The organism is Micromonospora terminaliae (assembly GCF_009671205.1).
Classification (GTDB): Bacteria; Actinomycetota; Actinomycetes; order Mycobacteriales; family Micromonosporaceae; genus Micromonospora; species Micromonospora terminaliae.
In genome coordinates, this window is sequence record NZ_CP045309.1 from 1,617,622 (window position 1) to 1,636,156 (window position 18,535).

Annotated in this window: 21 protein-coding genes; 14 read left to right on the forward strand and 7 right to left on the reverse strand. The window is 73.7% G+C overall.

The features are described 5' to 3' along the window. Nucleotides 1–93 precede the first annotated feature (93 nt). Together GCE86_RS07310 and GCE86_RS07315 are read left to right on the forward strand one after the other, a co-directional pair. Nucleotides 94–411: a hypothetical protein gene (locus GCE86_RS07310; protein WP_204342776.1), complete on the forward strand. Its 318-nt coding sequence runs from the start codon at nt 94–96 to the stop codon at nt 409–411. Continuing rightward, complete coding sequence (locus GCE86_RS07315; RefSeq protein WP_154226228.1) at nt 405–689, forward strand: hypothetical protein; 285 nt, start codon at nt 405–407, stop codon at nt 687–689. Before GCE86_RS07310 ends, GCE86_RS07315 begins: the two co-directional genes overlap by 7 nt. A 15-nt stretch (nt 690–704) precedes the next feature. On the opposite strand, the gene GCE86_RS07320 is transcribed toward GCE86_RS07315, so the two are convergent. From GCE86_RS07320 to GCE86_RS07335, 4 genes are all read right to left on the reverse strand, one after another. Then, nucleotides 705–1,769, reverse strand: coding sequence for an SRPBCC domain-containing protein (locus GCE86_RS07320; protein WP_154226229.1), 1,065 nt, complete (start codon nt 1,767–1,769; stop codon nt 705–707). A 45-nt stretch (nt 1,770–1,814) separates the two neighbouring features. Beyond that, nucleotides 1,815–3,146: a low temperature requirement protein A gene (locus GCE86_RS07325; protein ID WP_154226230.1), complete on the reverse strand. Its 1,332-nt coding sequence runs from the start codon at nt 3,144–3,146 to the stop codon at nt 1,815–1,817. Nucleotides 3,147–3,228: 82 nt separating this feature from the next. Continuing rightward, nucleotides 3,229–3,570, reverse strand: coding sequence for an MmcQ/YjbR family DNA-binding protein (locus GCE86_RS07330; RefSeq protein ID WP_154226231.1), 342 nt, complete (start codon nt 3,568–3,570; stop codon nt 3,229–3,231). Between the two features lie 30 nt (nt 3,571–3,600). Further along, complete coding sequence (locus tag GCE86_RS07335) at nt 3,601–4,191, reverse strand: TetR/AcrR family transcriptional regulator (protein WP_154226232.1); 591 nt, start codon at nt 4,189–4,191, stop codon at nt 3,601–3,603. A gap of 102 nt (nt 4,192–4,293) precedes the next feature. On the opposite strand from GCE86_RS07335, the gene GCE86_RS07340 reads away from it, so the two are divergent. The 3 genes from GCE86_RS07340 to GCE86_RS07350 all read left to right on the forward strand — a co-directional run bounded on the left by GCE86_RS07340 (nt 4,294) and on the right by GCE86_RS07350 (nt 7,383). Then, a complete protein-coding gene (locus tag GCE86_RS07340; RefSeq protein WP_244317217.1) occupies nt 4,294–4,764 on the forward strand; it encodes a MarR family winged helix-turn-helix transcriptional regulator in 471 nt (156 codons plus the stop codon). Continuing rightward, nucleotides 4,761–6,401 carry an MDR family MFS transporter gene (locus GCE86_RS07345; protein WP_154226234.1) on the forward strand — a complete coding sequence of 547 codons (1,641 nt, stop codon included), beginning with the start codon at nt 4,761–4,763 and terminating at the stop codon, nt 6,399–6,401. Before GCE86_RS07340 ends, GCE86_RS07345 begins: the two co-directional genes overlap by 4 nt. A 97-nt stretch (nt 6,402–6,498) precedes the next feature. Continuing rightward, nucleotides 6,499–7,383: a phosphatase PAP2 family protein gene (locus tag GCE86_RS07350; protein ID WP_244317218.1), complete on the forward strand. Its 885-nt coding sequence runs from the start codon at nt 6,499–6,501 to the stop codon at nt 7,381–7,383. 12 nt (nt 7,384–7,395) lie between these two features. Here the strand turns inward: GCE86_RS07350 and GCE86_RS07355 are convergent, their stop codons facing one another. Beyond that, complete coding sequence (locus GCE86_RS07355) at nt 7,396–9,474, reverse strand: cellulose binding domain-containing protein (protein ID WP_154226235.1); 2,079 nt, start codon at nt 9,472–9,474, stop codon at nt 7,396–7,398. Between the two features lie 243 nt (nt 9,475–9,717). Here GCE86_RS07355 and GCE86_RS07360 point away from each other — a divergent pair, with 243 nt between their 5' ends. Both GCE86_RS07360 and GCE86_RS07365 read left to right on the forward strand, forming a co-directional pair. Beyond that, a complete protein-coding gene (locus GCE86_RS07360; protein ID WP_154226236.1) occupies nt 9,718–10,464 on the forward strand; it encodes a lytic polysaccharide monooxygenase in 747 nt (248 codons plus the stop codon). 71 nt (nt 10,465–10,535) lie between these two features. Further along, entirely contained in the window at nt 10,536–11,099 is a 564-nt protein-coding gene (locus GCE86_RS07365) for a DUF305 domain-containing protein (protein ID WP_244317219.1), read from the forward strand. A gap of 89 nt (nt 11,100–11,188) precedes the next feature. Here GCE86_RS07365 and GCE86_RS07370 read toward each other — a convergent pair whose 3' ends face one another. Continuing rightward, complete coding sequence (locus GCE86_RS07370; protein WP_154226237.1) at nt 11,189–11,689, reverse strand: anthrone oxygenase family protein; 501 nt, start codon at nt 11,687–11,689, stop codon at nt 11,189–11,191. 81 nt (nt 11,690–11,770) lie between these two features. On the opposite strand from GCE86_RS07370, the gene GCE86_RS07375 reads away from it, so the two are divergent. Together GCE86_RS07375 and GCE86_RS07380 are read left to right on the forward strand one after the other, a co-directional pair. Next, entirely contained in the window at nt 11,771–12,703 is a 933-nt protein-coding gene (locus tag GCE86_RS07375; protein WP_154226238.1) for an AraC family transcriptional regulator, read from the forward strand. 163 nt (nt 12,704–12,866) lie between these two features. Beyond that, nucleotides 12,867–14,453, forward strand: a complete 1,587-nt coding sequence (locus GCE86_RS07380; protein ID WP_154226239.1) for a DHA2 family efflux MFS transporter permease subunit — start codon at nt 12,867–12,869, stop codon at nt 14,451–14,453. An 83-nt stretch (nt 14,454–14,536) separates the two neighbouring features. Here GCE86_RS07380 and GCE86_RS07385 read toward each other — a convergent pair whose 3' ends face one another. Beyond that, nucleotides 14,537–15,052, reverse strand: a complete 516-nt coding sequence (locus tag GCE86_RS07385; RefSeq protein WP_163636866.1) for a DinB family protein — start codon at nt 15,050–15,052, stop codon at nt 14,537–14,539. 107 nt (nt 15,053–15,159) lie between these two features. Here GCE86_RS07385 and GCE86_RS07390 point away from each other — a divergent pair, with 107 nt between their 5' ends. The 5 genes from GCE86_RS07390 to GCE86_RS07410 all read left to right on the forward strand — a co-directional run bounded on the left by GCE86_RS07390 (nt 15,160) and on the right by GCE86_RS07410 (nt 18,445). Continuing rightward, nucleotides 15,160–15,627, forward strand: a complete 468-nt coding sequence (locus tag GCE86_RS07390; RefSeq protein ID WP_154226241.1) for a nuclear transport factor 2 family protein — start codon at nt 15,160–15,162, stop codon at nt 15,625–15,627. 20 nt (nt 15,628–15,647) lie between these two features. After that, nucleotides 15,648–16,109 (forward strand): GNAT family N-acetyltransferase, encoded by a 462-nt coding sequence (locus GCE86_RS07395; protein ID WP_154226242.1) that lies wholly within the window; start codon nt 15,648–15,650, stop codon nt 16,107–16,109. Nucleotides 16,110–16,136: 27 nt separating this feature from the next. Next, nucleotides 16,137–17,075 (forward strand): sigma-70 family RNA polymerase sigma factor, encoded by a 939-nt coding sequence (locus GCE86_RS07400; RefSeq protein ID WP_154226243.1) that lies wholly within the window; start codon nt 16,137–16,139, stop codon nt 17,073–17,075. Between the two features lie 55 nt (nt 17,076–17,130). Then, nucleotides 17,131–17,682, forward strand: coding sequence for a dihydrofolate reductase family protein (locus tag GCE86_RS07405; protein ID WP_154226244.1), 552 nt, complete (start codon nt 17,131–17,133; stop codon nt 17,680–17,682). 271 nt (nt 17,683–17,953) lie between these two features. Next, nucleotides 17,954–18,445, forward strand: coding sequence for a winged helix-turn-helix domain-containing protein (locus tag GCE86_RS07410; RefSeq protein ID WP_244317220.1), 492 nt, complete (start codon nt 17,954–17,956; stop codon nt 18,443–18,445). Nucleotides 18,446–18,535 lie beyond the last annotated feature (90 nt).

An 18,535-nucleotide genomic window follows, 5' to 3' on the forward strand; every position in this document is an offset into this window, starting at 1 on the left:
CGCCGGGAGGGTCACTCCTCCCGGCGGCGCCGATTCTATAGATGAACATCACTAGCCGGGGTTAGGGTGAGCCACCGAGGAAGGGAGGAACCCATGCGTCGAACGACACGGCTGATCGCCGCGGCGGTCGCCGGCGCCTGCCTGACGCCCGGGGCGGTGACGGCGGCGCGAGCCGAACCGGTCGTCCCGCGGCACGCCGTCGTGGTGTGCCAGACCGCGAGCTTCTACGACAACTACGACTCGGCTCGCGGCCCGTACGGGCTCAAGCGCACCCTCACCTACGGCAACAAGATCGGGCACACCCCCGGGGTGCACCCGGTCTACAACGGCTGGGCGGCGTCCTTCGACTTCGGCCCCAACGACTGGGGCTACCTGCGCCTGGAGTGCATCGGAGGCTACGACTCATGGTGAACCCGGCCCGCCTCGCCGCCGCCGGCCTGGCCGCCGCGCTCGCGGTGACCGCCCTGCCCACGGCCGCGCACGCCGCCAACGGCACCATCGGGCAGCGGGAGACCGTCTGCGCCACCGACCTCTTCGTCCGGACCGATCCCAACGGCGCGTGGATGGGCACCCTCTACCGTGGCCAGACCTTCCTGGTCGAGGGGCCGCGTAGCGGCGGCTACGTCTACGGCTTCGCCTACGGGCACGTCAACCGGCGTGGCTGGGTGCAGGACGGCTGGTTCTGCTGACCCGGCCCGCGCCGCTCACAGACCCGAGCAGGCCGCCCCGTCCACCGCGCAGCCCTCCGGCTTCGTGGCCGTCAGGTCGGGATCCCGCACATCGAACCGGATGGTGGCCGACCCGCCGGCCGGCACCGCCGCCCCGGTGAAGGTGACGACTGGCCCGTCCTGCGTGGCCTCGGCGCCGTTGACGCTGCCGACGGTGGCGTCGTCGCCCAACGTCACGGTCACCGTCCAGTCCGGCCGTGCCGCCGGGCCGGGGTTGCTCACCACCACCTGGGCCCGGTAACCGAAGACCCGGTCCGAGACCGTCTCGTAGCTCGCCGCGAGAGGCGTGGCCGACGACGGGCGGGCACTGGGCGTACGGGTGGGGGAGGCGGACGCCGTGGGGGATGGCGAGGCGCTGCGGCGGGTGGCCGACGGCGAGGGCCGCGACGGCGTGGCGCGCGGCGAGGCGCTGTTCGTGGCGGGCGTCGACTCCGGCGCCGACGGTGTCCGCGCCGACGGCTGTGCGGCCGGCGCCGGGGCCGTGGACCGGGTGGCCCACACCGTCGCTCCGGCGGCCACGCCGAGCACCGCCAGCACGCCGGCCAGCAGCAGCGCCCGTCGACGGCCCGTCCGGCGCGGCGGGGCGAGCGGGATCACCGGCAGCTCCGCGGTCAGCCCGCCCTCGGCGCGGCGCAGGTCCACCTCCTGGAACGCGAGCCAGTCGAGAATCGCCGGAAGCCGTCCGGTCACGGCCCGCTCGTGCTGCTCGGCACGCCGGTCGGCGTCCCAGTCGCCCTCCTCCAGCACCTCCCGCACCGACAGCCGCGAACCGTGGCCGGTGGGGGTCAGATCGCAGGCCAGGCGGGTGCTCCGGTCCGCCTCCCGGCAGCGCAGCACCAGCCGTTCCGGCGCGCGCAGCTCGACCACCTCCACCTCGGTGTCGGCGTCGTACCCGGGCAGTCCGGCGGTCCGCAGCAGCGTCCGGTCTCCCACCGACTCGCTGCCGGCGAACCACTTGGCGAGCAGCGCCTGTTCCGTCAGCGCCCGCCAGATCCGTGCGGGCGGGTGGGACAGGTCGACCTCGGTGGCGATCTCGATCACGCGGAGACTCTAAGGGTCGCGCCCGACCCTGGCGAGCGGGGCCGGTCAGCCCGCGGGCGAGCCCGGGCCGCCCTCGTGCCAGCGGGCCCGGAAGGCCGCCTCACCCGCCTCGTGGCTGGCCTTCTCCTCGTAGACCGTCCGGCGCAGCGCGGTGCGGGCGTCCGCCATCGTCACCAGCTCGTACGCGACGAGCGCGACGCAGATCGCGGTGAGCAACCCGAGCGCGGCCAGCGCGGGAAGGTGCCGGGCGACCGGCAGCCCGGCGGCGAGCACGGCCAGTGTGCCGACCCGGCTCCACGACACGGTCCGCAGGGTGCGCAGCTGGAACGCCATGTCGGCGGCCAGGTAGATCATCACCCCGGCGAAGAGCAGCGGCACGGCCGGTCCGTGAGCGCGCTCCGCCACCCCGCCCGCCGGATCGGTGATCGTCCGCACCAGCTCCTCGGCGCCGATCGCGAACAGGATCACGCCGGCGATCATCGGCAGGTAGAGGAAGGCGTACGCGTCCCGGGCCATCGCCACGCGCGGTCGGCCCTCGGAGGCGTGCAGGGCGATCCGGGCGGCGGGGCCGATCATGTCGAAGTGCACCCACCAGAGAGCGGCCGTGAACAGGATGCCGAAGATCGCCGCCGGGATGGCCGGCCAGGTCACCGGCTTGCCGATCAGGTTGCCGCCGACGCCGACCGAGATGACCGACTCGCCCAGCGCGATGATCAGGATGAGGTCGTAGCGCTCGGTCCAGTGTTCCGCGGAGGTGAGCTGCCATCCCTCGGTGCCGCCCAGGAAACCGCTGGCGTACTGGATGACCACCACGGCGATCCAGAGCCCGTCGCGCAGCCAGAGCCCGAGATCGGGGTCGGCCACCCGCTGCGGGACCAGCGCCGCGACGAGCAGCAGGCAGGTGGTGATCAGGACCTCGGGGACGAGCAGCCAGACCTTGCGCCGGCCCGCCGGGTCGCCGCGGGTGGCGTACTCGTACAGCGAGAGGTGCACGGTGCGGATCACCACGTAGCTGATGGTGACCAGCATCGGCCCGGCGCTGCCCTGCTGGAGGTCGCCGAAGGTCTGCGGCAGGGCCAGCGCGAAGGTGAACAACGCGATCATGCCGATGACCACGAGCACCGGTACGAAGCCCTCGCCCAGCCGGAGCCGGGTGGCGACGGCGCTGTGGACGACCCAGCACCACCACAGCACGGCGAGGACCAGCATGGCGTGCAGCAGTTCCCGGGGGGTCACGTTCGCGGCGGTGGCCCGGGTGATGATGAAGAAGGACACCACGAAGACGAGGTCGAAGAAGATCTCGAACTTGTCCACCCGGGCGGCGGGGGCGATCCGCATGGCGGGACCCAGCCCCTTGCCCCACCCGTCGCGGCCCATCGCCCGAGTCTGTCAGCGCCGGGCCGGGCGGCGGGCTTGAATCGACCGCCGTCCCGTCCGTGCCCGGCCCGGTCGTGGGGGCTCAGGCGCCGAGCCGCTGGCGGGCCAGGAACTTCGGCACCACCATCCGCCAGGCCTCGCACACCAGCTCGGTCATCTGGTCGTGGTCGAGCCGCTCCAGGTGGCAGCAGACCCAGTTGAACCGCAGGTCGGAGGGGCGGGGGAGGAAGAACAGCGCCGGCTCGGCGGCGATCAGCCCGTCGCGCTGCTCCTTCGGGTACCCGAAGCCCATGGTCTGCTCGTCGCGGCTGAACGCGACGTAGACGATGGCGCCGACCCGGAACTTGATCCGGTCGTGGATGAGGTGCTCGCTGGTGCGGGGCAGCGTGCGGGCCAGGGCGCGGACGTCGTCGACGGTCACCACGCCGAGGACGTTAGCCGCGCCCTGTGACAGTCAGCCGGCGGCCGGGGCGGCGTGGGCGAGCGCGGCGCGCAGCGTGTCGGTCAGCGGCTGGTCCGGTTGTTCGATCCACTGCTGGACGGCGACCCGGAGGGTGGCCAGGAGGGTCGCGGCCAGGATCCGGGCGCGCAGCGCCACGTCGGGGCCGGTGAGCCGGCCGGCGATCTCCCCGGCGAGCTCGCGTTCGATCGCCGTGTAGGCGGCCACCTGGTGCGCCACGAGGCCCGGGTTGCCGTGCAGCCGGCGGCGCCGGTTGAGCCAGGACTCGGTGGTCTCGTCGTACATCTCGTCGGCCTGCCGCAGCGCGGCCCGGCTCAGCGCCGCCCAGGGTGTCAGGCCGGCGGGCTGCTCGGCGATGAGGTCGAGCAGTCGGCGCAGCCGCATGGTGTCGCCGTGGAAGAGCGCCTCCTCCTTGCTGGAGAAGTAGTTGGAGAACGTGCGCCGGGACACGTTGGCGGCGTCGGCGATCGCCTCGACGGTGACCCGGTCCGGCCCCTGCTCGGCGGCGAGCCGCAGGGCCGCCTCGTGCAGGGCGAGGCGGGTCGCCGCCTTCTTGCGCTCCCGCAGCCCGGTGGCCTCTTCCATGGCTCCCCAGCGTACGTGATCCGTTTCTCAATGAGCAAACTTGCCTGCTGCGCAAGATTCGCGAATGATTGCTTGGGGCAACCAAGGCAGGGGAGGGGAAGAGTGGACGCCACGAGCGGAGAACTCGTCGCCCGGCTGCAGGATCTGCTGACCGGCGTGCGGCTGCTCAAGCAGCGGCGCGCCGACGACCGGCCGGCCGTGCCGCCGGGCCTGGTGGGCCTGCTCCGGCACATCGACCGGGACGGCACCACCGGCTGCCACGCCCGGGACCTGGCGGAGCGGAGCCGGCTCGACCCGTCGACGGTCAGCCGGGCGGTCGCGGCCCTGGTGGCCGACGGCCTGGTCGACCGGCGCGCCGACCCGGAGGACCGGCGCGCCAGCCACCTGACGCTCACCCCGGCCGGTCGGGCCGCTCTGACCGAGGCCTACGACTGGTACGGCGGGGTGCTCTCCCGGGCGCTCACCGACTGGACCCCCGGCGAGGTGGCGGCCCTGTCCGCCGCGCTCGGCCGCCTCACCCGCGACCTCGAGGTCGCCCTCACCCGACACGACAACCTGGAGGACGCGCGATGAGCGCACCCACCGCGACGGCGGACGCCGCGCCCATGAGCCGGCGGAAGACGCTGGAAGCCCTCAGCGGCCTGTTGCTGGTGCTCTTCGTGGCCATGCTGAGCAGTACGGTCGTCTCGACCGCCCTGCCGAAGATCATCGGAGCCCTCAACGGCTCGCAGACGCAGTACACCTGGGTGGTCACGGCCACCCTGCTCACCGCCACGGCGACCACCCCGATCTGGGGCAAGCTCGCCGACCTGTTCAACAAGAAGCTGCTCATCCAGGTCGCCATCGTGGTCTTCCTGGCCGGCTCGGTCGCGGCCGGCTTCGCCCACTCCGCCGGCCAGCTCATCGCCGCCCGCGCCTTCCAGGGCATCGGCGTCGGCGGCCTGCAGGCCCTGGTCCAGGTGGCCATCGCCGCGATGATCCCGCCGCGGGAGCGCGGTCGCTACAACGGCTACCTCGGCGGCGTGATGGCCCTCGCCACGGTCGGCGGCCCGCTGCTGGGCGGCCTCATCGTGGACACCTCCTGGCTCGGCTGGCGCTGGTGCTTCTTCGTCGGCGTGCCGGTCGCGGCCGTCGCACTGCTCCTGCTCCAGGCCACCCTGCACCTGCCCACCGTGCGGCGGGACAACGTGAAGATCGACTACCTGGGCGCCACGCTGATCGCCGCCGGCGTGAGCCTGCTGCTGATCTGGATCTCGTTCGTCGACGACTCGTTCGCCTGGCTGTCCTGGCAGACCGGCGCGATGGTCGGGGGCTCGGTGCTGCTGCTCGCCCTGGCCGTCCTGGTGGAGTCGCGGGCCGCCGAGCCGGTCGTGCCGCTGGAGATCGTCCGCGAGCGCACCACGGCGCTGGCCATCCTCGGCAGCCTCGCGGTCGGCATGGCGATGTTCGGCGGCGCGGTCTTCCTCGGCCAGTACTTCCAGATCGGCCGCGGCTACAGCCCGACCGAGGCCGGCCTGCTCACCATCCCCATGATGGCCGGCGTGCTGCTCTCCTCGATCGTCGCCGGTCGGCTGATCACGTCCTCCGGGAAGATCAAGCCGTACATCGTCGCCGGGTCGATCATCCTGGTCGCCGGCTTCGCCCTGCTCGGCACCATCGACCACGAGACCTCGCTGGTCCTGGTCGGCGCGGCCATGTTCATCGTCGGCGTGGGCGTCGGCATGACCATGCAGAACCTGGTGCTCGCGGTGCAGAACACGGTGGCGCTCAAGGACATCGGGGCGGCCAGCTCGAGCGTGGCGTTCTTCCGCTCGCTCGGCGGCACCATCGGCGTGTCGGTGCTCGGCGCGGTCCTGGCCCGCCAGGTCACCGACCGGATCACCCACGACCTGGCGGCGCTCGGGGTCCCCGCCTCGGCCAGCGGCGGGAACAGCACGCTCAACCTCGCCGCCCTGCCCGCCCCGGTACAGAACATTGTGCGGGCCGCGTACGGTGACGCGACCGGGCACATCTTCCTGATCTCGGCCGCCATCGCCGTCGTCGGGATCCTGGCCGCGCTGCTCCTCAAGCCGGTCACCCTGCGGTCCAGCCTGGACCTGCCCGACACCGCCCGCTCGGTCGCCGTCGCGGCCGACGCGGTCGACGGGGCGCCCGCCTTCGACGAGGTGGCCGTCGACGTCACGGGGCCGGGCGAACGCGCCCGCCGCTGACGCACCGTCGTCCCAGGGCCGTCGCCGATCCCGGCGGCGGCCCTGGCCCGTGCCCACCCGGGCCGGCGCACGCCGGCCCTGAACGAATCGAGGCGCTGTGGACATCACGCAGCCCGCGCCACCGCCGGTGACCGCCGACGCGCGGCCGCCCGGCGCGGTGCGCCGGGCGGTCCGTGAGCTGTCCCTCGTAGCCGTGCTCTTCCTCGCGTACAAGGCGGGCCGGGTGGCGGTCGCCGGGCGGTCCGCCACCGCGCGGGCGAACGGCGAACGGATCTGGTGGCTGGAGCGCCTGCTCCACCTGCCGGACGAGGCCGCCGTGCAGGCGCCCCTGCTCGTCCACGAGCTGCCGGTCCGGCTGGCCAACTGCTACTACGCGTACGTGCACTTCCCGGCCACGGCGCTCTGCCTCATCTGGCTCTACCTCCGCCATCCCGTGCACTACCGCTGGCTGCGGCGGGCCCTGGCCGCGCTCACCGCGGGGGCGCTGGCCCTGCACGTCCTCGTCCCGCTCGCCCCGCCCCGGATGACCGCGCTCACCGGCCTCGTGGACAGCGGCAGCCGCTACGGCCCCGCCGTCTACGGCCCACCCGAGGCCGACACCCTGAGCAACCAGTACGCGGCGATGCCCTCCCTGCACGTCGGCTGGGCGCTGGCCGTCGCCGTCGCGCTGGTCGCGGTCACCGCCGGTCGGTGGCGGTGGCTCTGGCTGGCCCACCCCGTGCTCACCCTGTTCGTGGTGGTCGGCACCGGCAACCACTACTGGCTCGACGGGCTGGTCGCGGTGGTGCTGCTCGGGTTGATCGTGGCGGTGCTGCCCCGCCCGGGTGTGCCGCGCCGGCCACCGGACCCGCCGGTGTCGGCCGCGCGCCTGCGCCCGCACGTGGTCCCGCCCCCGCGTCGGCCGGGCGATGCCGGCCGCCGCCGGAGCCCGCGGACCCCGTCGGCGGCCGACGGCCGGCTCAGGCCACCCCGCCGGGGCTGACCCGCTCCCGACTCAGCCGGTCACCGTGCACACGGCGCCGTTGAGCCGGAACGCCCCGGGCGGCACGTTCGGCCCGCTGTACGCGCCGACGAAGCCGGCGCTGGTGCTGCCGCCACCGGCGGCGAGCCGGCGGTTGTCTGCGGCGCTGGTCACCCGGACCTCCGTGCCCACCTGCGACCAGTTGGCGCTCCAGCCGCTGCTCACCTGCTGCCACGGCGTCGGCCAGGTCCAGGTGAGCGTCCAGCCGTCGAGCGGGCTCGGGCCGGTGTTCACGATGTCGACGGTCGCGACGTAGCCGTTGCCCCAGTCGGTGTCCGGGTGGAAGCGGACCGCGCACGCGCTGGCGGCCGGGCTGCCGGTGGCGAAGGTGAGCGGCGGGGAGGACCAGGAGACCCGGCCCGCGGTGTCCCGGACGAGCACGTTGACCGTGTACCGGGTGCCCGGGGCGAGGTTGCCCACCGTGAGCGAGGTGCCGGCCGTCTCGCCGAACTGCTCGCTGACCGCCCCGTGCTGCCGGTACACCTCGTACTTGGCGATCGGCGCGCCGCCGGGCGCGGCCGGCGGCCAGGAGAGGGTCGCCGTCCGGTCGGTCACCGCGGCGGCGGTGGGCCGCCCCGGCGCACCCGGGCGGGCACCGTCCGCGCCGGCCGGGCGCAGCACGAGCGTGGTCAGCGAGTACGGCGGCAGCGTCCGGCTGGTCGCGCCGCCGGACCGGCCGGTGGCCACGCCGCCCGCCCCGTTGGTGAGCGTGTGCACCGTGGGCGCCTCGTCCGCCGGGGTGAACCCGGCGTAGTCGATCGTCACCGGGTGGGCGGCGTCCGGGTCCTTGTTCAGCAGCAGGACCGCCAGGCTGCCGTCGGGCCGCCGGGCCGCGTGCGCGGCGACCAGCGGCTCGTCGGTGCCGGCCCGGACGAGCTGGTCACCCGCCACGACGAAGAGGTTCATCAGGGACAGCGCGTGGTACGGCGCGAAAGGCGTGTTGAACGGCGGCTCGCAGACCGACCCGTCGGCCGTGCACCCGCCGCTGGAGAGCAGCCCGAAGTCGCCGTAGTCGGTCTGCCCGGCGACCTGCGAGACCGTGCCGATCCCGTTGTGCGTGTTCCACCACTGCACCGTGAAGACGCCCTGCTCCAGCAGCCCGCTGTACGCGTCGGCCAGGAAGAGCGCCCCGGGCTGGGTGTTCTGGCCGGCGCCGACGTTCAACTCGGTGAAGCTGATCCCGATCCGGCCCGCGTCCGGGCCGGCGTAGCGGCTGATCTGTTGGCGCAGGAGCCAGGCGGCGTCGGGGAGGTGGGCGGTCCGGACCAGGGACTCGGCGGCGGTGCCGCCCGGGTACCAGTGCACGTCGACGAAGTCGATCTTCGGACCGGCGAGGGAGAGCACGGTCTGGTTCCAGGGACCGGGGTCGGCGGCCGCGGTCAGCCCGTCCGGCCAGTTCCCCGGCATGGTCAGCACCGCGCCGACCTTGATGTCCGGGTCGACCGCCTTCATGGCGTCGGCGTACTCGACGACCAGCCGGGCGTACTGGGTGGCGCTCTTGTCGGCGTGGTCGTCGGCCTCCCAGGCCGAGCCGTAGTGGCCGTTGCCGTAGTTCTCGTTGCCGACCGTCCACCACCGCGCGTCGTAGTCCTTGGTGACGTTGGCGTACCGCACCCAGTCGGCGGCCTCGGCCGGTGTGCCGGTGCCGTAGTTGGCGATGATCATCGGCTCGGCGCCGACCCGCCGGGCCGCCGCCATGAAGGTGTCGAAGTCGGTGTCCGGTGCGACGTACCCGCCGGGCGCGGTGTGGGTGCGCCAGTGGTAGATGTCGGCGTACGAGCCGCCCGGGTAGCGCAGCATCTTCACGCCGGCCGCCTTGAGCAGGTCCGAGGTCTCGGTGCTGCCGAGTTTCGCGTCCCAGATGGCGTGGTTGACGCCGAGCGCGGTGCCCGGAACGGTGGCCAGCCCGGCGCGCGCGTTCACGGTCACCGTCACGGGGTCGGCCGCCGCGCCGGCGGTGGGCGGGTCGAGGGCGGCCGGCACGGTGACGGCGAGCAGCAGGCTCGCCGCGTACGCCGCGAGGCGGCGCGGGGTGAAGGGGGTTCTGCTCATGCGGGGTCCTTCGAGGTCGGGCGATCGTCTGTCCTGCGTCGCCCTCCCGGTGTCCGGGTGCCCTGGGAGACGGTCGGCCCCGCGCTGATCCATCGACGTACCACAATCCCACGACGGCCTGCCAGGGCTCAAGGCGGACCCCGCGTACGCGGCTTAATTTATAGACAGGAGTCTTTACTGTTAACAAGGTTTAATTTATGTTCATTGACATCTCCTCCCACCACCTTCGAAGGAGTTGCCGCCATGCGTCGAAGAATCACCCTGCCGCTGCTCACCACGGGTGCCGTCACCGCCACCCTGGCGGTCGCCGCCCCCGCCCAGGCACACGGCTACGTGTCCTCGCCCCCGAGCCGCCAGGCGCTCTGCGCGCAGAACCGGGTGCCCGACTGCGGCCAGATCAAGTACGAGCCGCAGAGCGTCGAGGGCCCCAAGGGCCTGAAGAGCTGCCACGCCGGCATCGCCCAGTTCGCCGTGCTCAACGACGACAGCCGCGGCTGGCCGGCCACCTCCGTCGGCAGCACGGTGACGTTCACCTGGGTCAACACGGCCCGGCACGCCACGGCCAACTGGGAGTACTGGATCGGCAACACCCGGGTCGCGGTCGTCGACGGCGGGGGCCGCCAGCCCGACGCCACCGTGTCGCACACCGTCAATCTCGGTGGCTTCTCCGGCCGGCAGAAGCTCCTCGCCGTCTGGAACATCGCCGACACCGCGAACGCCTTCTACTCCTGCGTCGACCTCCAGATCGGTGGAGGCGGTGGCGGCAACCCCACGCCGTCGCCGACGCCCACCCCGGCCCCGACGACCCCGCGGCCGACCCCCACGCCGACCAGTTCGCCGGCCCCGGGCGGCACCTGGACCGCCGGGCGCGCCTACCAGGTGGGGGACACGGTCACCTACGACGGCCGGACCTACCGCTGCCGCCAGGCGCACACCGCGATTCCCGGCTGGGAGCCGCCGAACGTGCCGGCGCTGTGGCTGGCGCTCTGACCGGCCGGGTGCGGCCACGCTCCGCGTGCGCCGCACCCGGCGCCCGCCGAGACACCGATCGGAGGACCGCCGTGCGCCGCCCGCTCGCCGCCGCGCTGGTGGCCGTGCTGCTCGCCGGCGCCGGCTGCACCGGCCAGCCGGCGCCCACCGCGGCCACCCGTCCCGGTCCCGCCGTCGAGACGGCGACCAGCGGTATCGACGCGCTGTTCCTGGCCATGATGGTGGCGCACACCGAGCAGACCCTCGAGATCGCCGGCCTCGGGCTCGACCGCACCACCGATCCCGAGATTCGCACGCTGGTCGCCGCCGTCCGGGCCACCGAGACCGACGAACTGGCCACCATGCGCGGCTGGCTGCGCGAGGCCGGCCCGTCGGCCGTGGCGGCCGCCGAGCGGCACGACCACTCCGGACACAGCGACGCCGCCGCCGGCCTGGCCCGGCTGCGGGCCGCCCCGCCCGGCGAGGCCGACCGGGTGCTGCTCGACGTGCTCGCCGCCCACCAGCGGACCGCGGCCAGGCTGGCCGGCGCCCAGGTCCAGGCCGGCACCAGCGCCCGGGTACGCGACCTCGCCGGCCGGATCGAACGATCCCGCACCGCCGAGGTCGCGTTGCTGACGAAGTTGCGTACCCGCTGACCCGGCCAGGCTCGTCGGTCGCGGTGGCGCCCGGCACAGCCACGGTGCGGCCGGTCGATCCCGCTTGCCCCCGAGGCGGGCCGTACCGGTCAGCCGGGCAGCGACCGGGCCACCAGCAGCGCCCCGCCGAGGCACCCGAAGGCCGCCGTGTTGAGCACGGCCCGGACCACGTTCCAGCGCACCCAGGCGCTCTCGAACGCCGCCCGCAGCTCCGCGGGGTCGGCCAGCCTGGCGGCTCCCGCCTCCAGCCGGTCGTTGAGCGGCACGTTCACCGCCGCGGTCACCGCGAGCACCAGCACGTAGAGCAGCAGGGCGGCGATCAGCCAGGGCAGTGGCCCGCGCCGTGCGGCGGGCAGGTGCAGCAGGACCGCCGCGAGGGTGGCGAACAGCGCGCCGCCGAAACAGAGCGCGAACCAGCCGTTGAGGATGGCCTGGTTGATCGACCGCATGGCGGCGACGAACGCCCGGTCGTCCACCCGGGCCAGGCCCGGCATCACCGCGTACGCGAAGGCCGCGAAGAGCCCCGCCATCAGACCCGTGGTCACCGTGGCCAGCAGCAGCACGCCGGCCCGGACGTTCGAAGCGATCATGAGGACCATTGGACACCGGGCGAGCTGGACGCTCCATGGCCGGAACGCCCCGAACCATACGCGAGCGTCTACGCTCGCCGGGTGGACGTGCTCGCCGACGTGCTGCGCGGGCTACGCGCCCGGGACGCCTTCCTGCTCCGTACCGTCATGGACCCGCCCTGGTCGATCCGGGTGCGGGACGAGGCCCCGCTGAGCGTCACCACCGTGGTCCGGGGCGAGGCCTGGGTGATGCCCGACCGCGGCGCGCCGGCCCTGCTGCGCCCCGGGGACGTGGCCGTGCTGCGCGGCCCCGACACGTACGCGGTGGCCGACCACCCGGACACCCCGCCGCAGGTGGTGATCCACCCCGGGCAGCGGTGCACCACCCTGAGCGGGCAGGAGCTGACCGAGACCATGGCGCTGGGCCTGCGTACCTGGGGCACCCGGCCGGACGGTGCGACCGCCCTGCTGACCGGCACGTACGCCAGCAGCGGCGCGGTCGGCGCCGGGCTGCTCGCGGCCCTGCCGCCCCTGGTGGTGCTGACCGCCGCCGACGGCGACCTGCCGGTCGTCGCGTTGCTCGCCGCGGAGCTGGACCGGGACGGGCCCGGGCAGGAGGCGGTGCTGGACCGGCTGCTCGACCTGCTCGTCATCGGGGCGCTGCGTACCTGGCTGGCCCGCCCCGGCGCGGAGCCGCCCGGCTGGTACCGGGCCTACGCCGACCCGGTGGTCGGCCACGCCGTCCGGCTGGTCCAGCACGACCCGGCCCGGAACTGGACGGTGGCCGGCCTCGCCGCCGCCACCGGCACCTCCCGCGCCGCCTTCGCCCGCCGGTTCACCGAACTGGTCGGCGAACCGCCCATGACCTTCGTCACCAACTGGCGCCTCACGCTCGCCGCCGACCTGCTGCGCGACACCGGGCTGACCCTCACGGCGGTGGCCCGCAGAGTGGGCTACAGCAGTCCTTTTGCGCTCAGCGCGGCCTTCAAGCGGGTCCGCGGCGTCAATCCACGCGACCACCGCGCCACGGCCTGAGCCCGTCCCGCGTCGCCGGTGATCCCGGTAAACCCGCCGCGCGATGTCGCAACCCATGGCTACGCTTCCTGCCGGACGCCGCCCCACCGCACGTCACCCCGCGCCCCGACGGGCGCGCGGCGCCGCCACCGCCCCCGACCGGACCTGAACCAGGAGACTGTTTGTGACCCAGCAACCTGTCGCGACATCGAACAAACTCGACGCCGCGGTCCTCAAGGTGGCCGGTGTGGTCGTGCTCGGTGCGATCATGTCGATCCTCGACGTGACGGTCGTCAGCGTGGCGCTGCCGACGTTCCAGAACGAGTTCGACGCCTCGTACGCCCGCGTGGCGTGGACGATGACCGGCTACACCCTCGCGCTGGCCACGGTGATCCCGCTCAGCGGGTGGGCCGCCGACCGGTTCGGCACCAAGCGCCTCTACATGGTGGCGCTGGCGCTGTTCACCATCGGCTCCGGGCTGTGCGCCACCGCCGACTCGATCGGCCAGCTCATCGGCTACCGCGTGCTCCAGGGCCTCGGCGGCGGCATGCTCATGCCGCTCGGAATGACGATCATGACCCGCGCGGCCGGCCCGCACCGGATCGGCCGGCTCATGGCCGTCCTCGGCATCCCGATGCTGCTCGGTCCGATCGGTGGCCCGATCCTCGGCGGCTGGCTGATCGACACCGCCAGCTGGCACTGGATCTTCCTGATCAACCTGCCGATCGGCGTCGTCGCGCTGATCTATGCCCAGCTCGCCCTGCCGAAGGACAACCCGGAGCCGTCGGAGTCGTTCGACTTCCTCGGCATGCTGATGCTGTCGCCCGGCCTGGCGCTCTTCCTCTACGGCGTCTCGTCGCTGCCCGAGGCCGGCACGATCCGCGACAACAGCGTCTGGCTGCCGATGCTGGTCGGCGCCGTGCTCGTGGTGGCCTTCGTGTTCTACTCGTTCCGGCCCCGGCACCCGCTGCTCGACCTGCGGCTGTTCCGCAACCGCAACCTGACCATCGCCGCGGTGACCCTGTTCGTCTTCATCATCGCGTTCATGGGCGCGGGCCTGCTGTTCCCGAGCTACTTCCTGCAGATCCGCGGTGAGTCGACGCTGACCGCGGGCCTGCTCATGGCGCCGCAGGGCATCGGCGCCATGCTGACCATGCCGATCGCCGGCATGCTGGCCGACAAGGTGCCGGTCGGCCGCACGGTGCCGTTCGCGCTGGTGCTCATCGCCGCCGGGTTCTTCACCTTCACCCAGGTCGACCCGCACACGTCCTACTGGCTGCTCTGCGGCTCGCTGTTCGTGATGGGCCTCGGCATGGGCGGCACCATGATGCCGATCATGACCTCGGCGCTGAAGACCCTGCACGCCGCCGAGGTGGCCCGCGGCTCGACGCTGGTCAACATCCTCCAGCAGATCGGCGGCTCGGTCGGCGCCGCGGTGATGTCGGTGATCCTCACCAGCCGGCTGAACGGCTCCGAGGTGATCCCCGGCGTGACCGACCCGAACAGCGGCAAGCCGGTCACCGAGGCCAGCCTGGCCATCGGTTCGCAGCTGCGGCCGGAGCTGCTCCAGCAGTTCCCGGTGCCGCCGTCGCTCATCGAGCGCGGGCTCGACTTCGCGGCCAGCTCCTTCGCGACCACCTTCTGGGTCGGCTTCGGGCTGGTGCTGCTCACCTTCATCCCGGCCGCATTGCTGCCCCGCCGGCGCGAGCCGTCGCACCTGCTCGAGGGCGGCGCGGGCGAGGAGCAGCGCACGCCGGTGCCGATCCACTGACCTGCCGGTCGGGTCGCCGGGGCGTCGCCCCGCCGGCCCGACCCCGGTCCGGCTCGCGGTCGCGGGGCCTGACGCCGACGGCGTCAGGCCCCGCCGGCCGTCGGGGCCCCGGCGCCGCGGCGGATGTCGAGCAGGTGGTGCTCGGCCTCGTGGACCGTGTGCCGGCCGAGCCAGAGCAGGGTCCGCACCTCGCGCCGCGGCCACGGGTAGACGCCGGTGCGGGCCAGCTCGACCTCACCGAGCGCCGCGAAGCGGGCCGCGAACCCGTCGGCGGCCGTGGCCAGGTCGGCGAGGACCACCTCCGGGGCCTGGGCGTTGTAGCGCTCGGTGACGACCAGCTCGTCGCGGCCCATCGGCGTGAACTCGGGCTCCGCCACACGCAGCGCCAGCGCGAGCCGCTCGGCCTGCACGCGGAACACGTCCCGGACGTGGCAGGCGTACTCCAGCGGTGACCACACCTCCGGGGCGGGCCGCCGGCGCACGTCCGGCACCCCGTGCAGCGCATCCGGGTAGGCCCCGGCCACGTCGCGCAGCCGCCCCGGCAACGCGCCGCGGTCGAGCGCGGAATAGACGAACAGGCACTCGTCACACCGATCCACGCGCCCAGGGTAGGTGGTGCGCGGGCATCCCGCGGGGCGCGCTCGTGCCGCCACCGGGGGAGGACGCTGCCGGAATCCGCCTCCGGCCCTGGAGGTGGCGGCGGAGGATGAGCGGGGCGCGCGCGTGCGCCCGGGCGCCGCCGGGAGAGGGGAAGCTGTCGATGACCGCCAACCGGGAGATCGTCGCGGACGCCTTCGCCGCCTGGTCCGCCGGCACCGGCAGCATCACCGACCTCTTCGCCGAGGACATGCGCTGGGAGATCATCGGCCGCTCGGTGGCGGCCGGGCTCTACCAGCCCGCCCGCCAGTTCGTCGAGGAGGCGCTCACGCCCTTCGGCGCGCGCTTCACGAAGGAGGACCCCTTCCGGCCCGTGCACATCCGGGGCATCTACGAGGACCCGACGGCCGACACGGTGATCGTCGCGTGGAACGGCGCGGGCACCACCACCATCGGCACGACGTACACCGACACGGTCGCCTGGTTCCTGCGGATGCGGGACGGCAAGGTGGTCGAGGGCACCGCCTTCTTCGACAGCATCGCCTTCAACGAACTCTGGCAGGACGTGCCGGCGTAGCGGGGACCAGACTGGGCGGCATGCCGACCACGGTCACGCCGATCACCCCCGCCCAGCACGCCTTCGCGCGCGTCGCCGCTCTCTTCGACGACTACCGGGCGCACCACGGCCATCCGCCGTCCCCGCAGCGCACCCACGCCTGGCTGCGCGACCAGATCGCCCAGCATCGACTCGCGGTCGCCGCCGCGACCCGCGCCGGGGAGGTCTGCGGCTTCGTCACGACGGCGGTGACCCCGGCGCCGCTGCTGCTGGGCACCGCGTGGTCGATCGGCGATCTTTATGTGGCGCCGAGCGCGCGCCGTAACGGCGTCGCCAGGGCCCTCCTGCGGCACGTCGTCGACGAGGCGCGGGCCGCCGGCGCGCACCGCGTGTCGCTGCGGACCGAGGCCGGCAACATCCCCGCCCGCGCGCTCTACGCCGCGGTCGGCTTCCGGCCGGTCACCGGGCTGGAACTGCTCAACCTCACCCTCGGTTCCGAGTAGCAGGCCCCGGTACCGCAGGATGGGCGCGTGGACTTCGAGCGGCACCGGGGTGAGTTGCTGGCCTACTGCTACCGGATGCTGGGCTCGTTCCACGAGGCCGAGGACGTGGTGCAGGAGACGATGCTGCGCGCCTGGCGGGCCCGGGACCGGTACGACCCCGCGCGCGCCTCGCAGCGGACCTGGCTGTACCGGATCGCCACGAACGCCTGCCTCACCGCGCTGGAGGGCCGGGCGCGACGGCCGTTGCCGTCCGGACTCGGCGCCCCGAGCGTCGACCCGGAGGCGCCGCTGACGCCGTCGCTGGACGTGCCGTGGCTGGAGCCGTTTCCCGACGCGCGGAGCGAGGTGGAGACGCGGGCCGAGCTGCGCCTCGCGCTGGTCGCGGCCATGCAGGTGCTGCCCGCCCGGCAGCGGGCCGTGCTCCTGCTCCGCGAGGTGCTGGAGTTCAGCGCCGCCGAGGTGGCCGCGCAACTGGGCACCACCGTGGCCGCGGTCAACAGCGCACTGCAGCGTGCCCGGGCCGCGCTTCCCGACGTGGGCGACGTCGGCGAGGTTGCCGAGCCGGACGATCCGCGGGCGCGGGCCGTGGTCGACCGGTACGTGCGGGCGTTCGAGGCGGCCGACGTTCCCGGGCTCGTGCGGCTGCTCGCCGACGAGGCGGTCCTGGAGATGCCGCCGGTGCCCCTCTGGTACCGGGGGAGCGGCGACTACGGCCGGTTCATGGATCGGGTGTTCCGGACCCGCGGCACCGGCTGGCGTGTGCGCCGGCTGGGGGCCAACGGGCAACCGGCCCTCGCCGCGTACGCGCCGGAGCCCGGGGGCCCGCACCGGCTGCACACGGTGCAGGTGCTCACGGTCGCCGGTGGGCGGGTCACGCACAACGTGGTCTTCGCCGATCCGCGCGTGTTCGCGGCGTTCGACCTGCCCCCGCTGATCTCTCCGGACGAGGTGCCCCGGGTGCGATGAGTCCGGCCGGTGCCGCCGGTACGTACCGGTGGACACCTACCGAAGGGACACCATCGTGAGCGTCATCGTCATCCAGTTCATGACCCTGGACGGGATCGTGTCGGACCCGGACGGGTCCGGGGGCACGCCGACCGGCGGCTGGGCCTTCCGGCACGGCCCGGAGACCGTGGCCGGGGACAAGTTCCGCCTCGGCAGCCGGCTCGACGAGGGGGTGCTGCTGCTCGGGCGGACCACCTGGGAGCTGTTCGCCCGGCTCTGGCCCGGCCGCGACGACCCGTTCGCCGCCCGGATGAACGCCGTGCCCAAGCTGGTCGCCACCCGTACCCTCGCCGACGTCTCGGCCTGGGGGAACTCGAAAGTCGTCGACGGCGACCTGGTCGACGCGGTCCGGCAGGAGCGGCGCGACGTCATCGTCACGGGGAGCTTGAGCGTCGTGCACCGGCTGATGGCCGACGACCTGGTCGACGAGTACCGCCTCCTCACCTTCCCGACGATCCTGCGCACCGGTGCGCGGCTCTTCCCGGCGGAGGGTCCGCCCGCGTACCTGCGGTGCCGGTCGGCGGAGCAGGCCGGTGCGGCGGTCCTCGCGCGGTACGAGCGGGCGTGAACGGTGGCGCCGAACGCCTTGCGCCATCGTCGTTACATTGACGTTAACTGCTATACCAATCATCGGTGTCCGGCTATATGATGCCGATCAGCAGTTCCGCAACGCCTCACACAATCGCTGCTCCGGCGCATTTTCCGCGCCCGCCGACCGCCGCGCTTCCGAATCCACCCACGCCCGGCGGATCGATTTCCGCTGCCTGCGACGGCAATTGCGGGACGCCGCGGAAATGCCTCCCGAAAAGGGTGGAACGAAAGGGCGGATGATGGCGGGGGTGCCGTCCTTGGTCATCGGTATCGCGGCCTCGGCCGCGGAACGCCGGCAGCTCACCCAGCTGCTCGGCGGCACCGAGACCTTCCTGATCGTCTCCAGCGCGCACCAGGCACGGCGGTTCCTCGACCTGCTGCGCGCGCCCGGGGCGGCGCGCCCGGCGCCGGCCCGCGCCCCGGTCGACGAGCCGCCGCCGGCCGGCGGCCCGGTGCCCGAACTGGCCGTCGACTCCGACCGCCGCGTGCTGCGGTGGCGGGAACGTGAGGTCGGGTTGACGCCGCTGGAGCACGACCTCCTGGTCTGCCTCGCCGGCACCCCGGGGCAGGTGTGGACCTACGCGCAGCTGCACCGGGCCGTGTGGGGCAACGACCACCTGGGGCGCGGCTCCGACATGCATTCGGTGGTACGCCGGGTGCGGCGCAAGCTCGGCCGGGTGGGTGCGGCGCCGACCATCCACGCGGTACGCGGCATCGGCTTCCGCCTCGCGTCGTCCTGACCGCGTTCTCCGCTCCGCCGTTCCCGGAACAGCGGCTCCTGCGATCCGAGCCGTGAACGCGGTCCGGCCCGCCCGGTGGGAGCACCGGGC

Excerpts from the sequence above, each read along its gene's own strand:
- GCE86_RS07355 (WP_154226235.1), bottom strand. The coding sequence starts at position 9,474 with ATGAGCAGAACCCCCTTCACCCCGCGCCGCCTCGCGGCGTACGCGGCG.
- GCE86_RS07370 (WP_154226237.1), bottom strand. The coding sequence starts at position 11,689 with ATGATCGCTTCGAACGTCCGGGCCGGCGTGCTGCTGCTGGCCACGGTG.
- GCE86_RS07390 (WP_154226241.1), top strand. The coding sequence starts at position 15,160 with ATGAGCGGGGCGCGCGCGTGCGCCCGGGCGCCGCCGGGAGAGGGGAAG.
- GCE86_RS07345 (WP_154226234.1), top strand. The coding sequence starts at position 4,761 with ATGAGCGCACCCACCGCGACGGCGGACGCCGCGCCCATGAGCCGGCGG.
- GCE86_RS07395 (WP_154226242.1), top strand. The coding sequence starts at position 15,648 with ATGCCGACCACGGTCACGCCGATCACCCCCGCCCAGCACGCCTTCGCG.
- GCE86_RS07325 (WP_154226230.1), bottom strand. The coding sequence starts at position 3,146 with ATGGGCCGCGACGGGTGGGGCAAGGGGCTGGGTCCCGCCATGCGGATC.
- GCE86_RS07335 (WP_154226232.1), bottom strand. The coding sequence starts at position 4,191 with ATGGAAGAGGCCACCGGGCTGCGGGAGCGCAAGAAGGCGGCGACCCGC.
- GCE86_RS07360 (WP_154226236.1), top strand. The coding sequence starts at position 9,718 with ATGCGTCGAAGAATCACCCTGCCGCTGCTCACCACGGGTGCCGTCACC.
- GCE86_RS07310 (WP_204342776.1), top strand. The coding sequence starts at position 94 with ATGCGTCGAACGACACGGCTGATCGCCGCGGCGGTCGCCGGCGCCTGC.
- GCE86_RS07315 (WP_154226228.1), top strand. The coding sequence starts at position 405 with ATGGTGAACCCGGCCCGCCTCGCCGCCGCCGGCCTGGCCGCCGCGCTC.